Genomic DNA, 3,117 nt, shown 5'->3' with positions numbered 1-3,117 from the left:
TCCTCAGCGAGCACGGCATCAGCATCGAGTCGGTCATCCAGAAGGGACGGCGGGAAAACGAGCCAGTGGCGGTGGTCATCCTCACGCACACGGCCAAGGAGGAGGCAGCAGCAGCAGCCCTGCGCGAGATAGACAGTCTGGACACCGTGGCTGCGCCGACGGTGCGGATCAGGATGCTGGGAGAGGAGGAGTGAAGCGGAAGGGCGGAGCCTTGTAGCTCCGCCCTCTGTTCTTCCTCAGTCAGGCCGACGTGCCAGATTACTGGCCGGGCTGCGCGGCTGCGGGCGGACAGAAGCCTGAGGTGGTCAGATAATCGGTCGCCATCTTCGCGCACCGGCCTCTGGAGGCAACATCAGGGCAGATGGAGCAATAGACGGTAATACAGGCCGGCAAATACATCTTTTCAATCTCGCAGCTGACACCGCGCCGCTGGGCATCATTAATGACATTCTGCATGTAGGCCTCGACACTCTTTTTGTCATCGCAGCCGCATTGCTTGGCCGACTGCTGGTCAGCGGCTGTCTGCGTCGGTGCGGCTGCGGCGGCGCTGCCCGCGCTCACAAGCGCAGCCAGGGTCAGCGCAGCGGCACATTGCAGGATACGGCGGCTGCTCAAGGCAGCACAAGCATTCATGTTCATCATTCCCTCCTTGGTATGGATATAAGCAAGCCCTCTGTATGGGGTTTAGCACTGGCAGTGAGAATTGTCAAAAGATAAGATGGTCCGGCTGCTGCGTCCAAGCAGCCTGCTCGGCGGGCAAGAGCGTGCCCGTTCTGTCCAGATCAGACAGCAAGAAGGTGCACTGAATGCACCCTGCCGGAGCGCATGAGCCTGCTGATGCGTTCAGTCCCAGCATAGTCATGCCCAGCGTCGGGGCAGGCTCATGCGTTCCGCATCAGCCTGCTCATGCACAGCGCATCAGCATAGTCATGCGCGGCGCATCAGCCTGCTCATGCAGAGCGCATCAGCATAGTCATGCTCGGCGCATCAGCAGGCTGATGCCAGATTCTCATGAGCAGGCTGAGACTGAGCGCAAAGCGTGCTTGATAAAAAATGCAAAGCTCCTTATAGTGCTGTTTGCGGCATGTGCATGTTCATATCTTGTACTTACCCTTCACGGAGAACAGCTATGACTATCCAGGTTAGATTAGAACGCAACCCGCTGACCACGCCCCACTCCTGCAGCATCCGCTTTGTGCCCCGTCACGTGGCTGGCCGCGAAGATATCGCCGCCGACATTGCCCTGCGCCATCCCAACTTCAGCAAAAGCGATATCCTGACCATTCTCAACAGCGAGGACGAGGTCATTGCCTTGCGGCTGCTGAATGGGGAGCAGGTGACCAAGGAGGGGAGCTGCAGCTGGTTCCTGTCCTTCACTGGCAGACTGGATAACATGGACGACCCGCTGCCGCCGTTGGACGAATGCCTTCAGGTCAATGTCCGCGTCTCGACAGCCTTTGTCGAGCGCATCCGCCAGCAGGCGCATGTCGAGCGCATTGCCGCGACCGACAAGCTGCCGGTCATCACCTCTGCCGAAGACCAGGTGCTTGGCCTGAAGAATGTGCTGCGGTCAGACGGGATGCTCCGCATCACGGGCAGCAATCTCTTCTTCGACCGCAAGGCTGGCATTGGCCAATGCCTGATTGAAGGCACGCACAATGGTCGCGCGGTGCAGACCCGCCTTGGCACAATCAGCAACACTGAGATCACCATGATGCCCGATGTGCCCAGCCAGGCGCAGCCGTGGCACAATGAGTACCGCCTCTCTCTCACCACGCGCTACACCGCGCACGGCTCGCCGCGCACCGGCATCTACAAACACCTGCTGCGTGCGCCCTTGGCGGTGCGCATCGGTGACAACGCAGGCATATTGAGCAGCAGCGGCGCAGTGCCGCTCGTCACCGTGTCCGACGGCGTGCTGTATGTCGACACAGTGCGGCTGCGCGTGCAGGCGGTCTACAACACCCCGGACAACGAGCTGCGCTTTTGTCTGCTGGACATGACGGAAGGCGGGCAGAAAGGCGACGAGGTGCGGGCTGCTGACGACGGCATCTACACCCTGAACGGCTGGTCGGACAGCGGCGTGACCAGCCTTGAGCTGATGGTGAGCGACTACGCCGCCCTGCTCGCGCTGGTCAGAACTTCCTATGGCAACAGGCTGGTGGATATTTTGGATGTGAGCATGGGGAGCTGAGGATGTCGCAGGGGATGATGGCGTTTCAATAACTACTGAACAGGAGGAGACACTGTGAAAACAACGCGGACTGTTGCATGTGCAACAACATTGCTGCTGACTGCCGGAGCAGGCGGGACAGGATTGGCGCACGAGCATCACGACAACACCAAGTGCTATCCCTGCAATGCGGCGGATGAAGTGCGGTCAGCAGGGGGCCGCTGCTGGAAGGCGTTCAACCTTGGTGCGGCCAAGATTGCGGCCAGCCCGACCGATGCCGAAGCCTATGGCGACCTGTATCAATGGGGCAGGCCGGGCGACGGGCACCAGTCCCGCACCAGCGCGGCTGTTGACACGCTATCTGCGGGCGATGTACCCGGCCACGCCAGTTTCATTCTGGTCAACGGCACCAATTATGACTGGCGGACACCGGCGAATGACTTTCTCTGGCGGGGCCTGGGCGCAGTGAACAATCCCTGTCCGCAGGGCTTCAGGCTGCCGACGCAGAAGGAGTTTGAAAAGGAGATGAAGTCTTGGGACTCCAAGGATGCTGAGGGAGCCTTTGCCTCGCCTTTGAAGCTCACGCTGGCCGGTGCGCGCGGGCAATCTGACGGCAGCATTATATGGGAAGGCAGCACTGGCCTCTACTGGATCGGCGCGAACAGACCAGGGATTCCTGCATGGGGCACCTTAGCTCTTGGCATCAGCAGCAGCTCCGCCAAGATAACTGATGCAGCCCGCGCCACTGGCCTGAGCGTCCGCTGCATCAAAGACTAAGCAGGGGCAGAAAGATCAGCCCAGCCGCTCGAACCAGCGGCCCACCTGCTGCGGGTGGTGGGCATCGGAGCCGGGAATGAGGGCGATGCCCAGGTCCGCTGCTTGGCGGATAATGGCCGGGGCAGGGTAGGGCAGGGGGCGGACGGCGTAGCCGGAGGTGTTCACCT

General features: G+C 60.8%; 3 protein-coding genes and 1 pseudogene. 3 read left to right on the top strand and 1 reads right to left on the bottom strand.

The genetic code is table 11. The features are described from left to right. Positions 1-194, top strand: a pseudogene (locus ACNKID_RS10920) (homoserine dehydrogenase); the annotation flags it as partial. 64 nt (positions 195-258) lie between these two features. On the opposite strand, the gene ACNKID_RS10915 reads toward ACNKID_RS10920, so the two are convergent. Continuing rightward, positions 259-633 carry a hypothetical protein gene (locus tag ACNKID_RS10915; protein WP_417913462.1) on the bottom strand — a complete coding sequence of 125 codons (375 nt, stop codon included), beginning with the start codon at positions 631-633 and terminating at the stop codon, positions 259-261. Between the two features lie 496 nt (positions 634-1,129). On the opposite strand from ACNKID_RS10915, the gene ACNKID_RS10910 reads away from it, so the two are divergent. Continuing rightward, complete coding sequence (locus ACNKID_RS10910) at positions 1,130-2,194, top strand: hypothetical protein (RefSeq protein ID WP_417913461.1); 1,065 nt, start codon at positions 1,130-1,132, stop codon at positions 2,192-2,194. A gap of 54 nt (positions 2,195-2,248) precedes the next feature. Beyond that, a complete protein-coding gene (locus ACNKID_RS10905) occupies positions 2,249-2,950 on the top strand; it encodes a hypothetical protein (protein WP_417913460.1) in 702 nt (233 codons plus the stop codon). The last annotated feature ends 167 nt before the right edge of the window (positions 2,951-3,117 follow it).

This window comes from Candidatus Electronema sp. TJ (genome assembly GCF_048287355.1).
Taxonomy (GTDB): domain Bacteria; phylum Desulfobacterota; class Desulfobulbia; order Desulfobulbales; family Desulfobulbaceae; genus Electronema.
Note: the sequence above shows the minus strand (reverse complement) of the source record. Positions and strands in the feature narration are given on the sequence as shown.